Here is a 239-nt window from a genome sequence, read left to right as displayed (position 1 = left end):
GTAAATTGTATGTAGAGAAAGTTTTTCCTGCTGAAGCAAAAACCAAAGCTCTTGATATGATTCATAATGTTATTACGGCTTACCAAAACCGTATTAACAATTTAACTTGGATGTCTAAAGACACAAAGGCAAAAGCAATAGAAAAGTTAAATAAAATTACCATAAAAGTTGGATATCCAGACAAATGGAAAGATTATTCTGCTTTAACAATTAAAAGTATTGCCGAAAGGGGAACGTAC

1 pseudogene is annotated in these 239 nt (G+C 31.4%); it reads left to right on the top strand.

What is annotated here, in order from left to right:
• Positions 1–239, top strand: a pseudogene (locus tag ACWA1B_RS23545) (M13 family peptidase); the annotation flags it as partial.

This window comes from Flavobacterium xizangense, from assembly GCF_054075145.1.
Note: the sequence above shows the minus strand (reverse complement) of the source record. Positions and strands in the feature narration are given on the sequence as shown.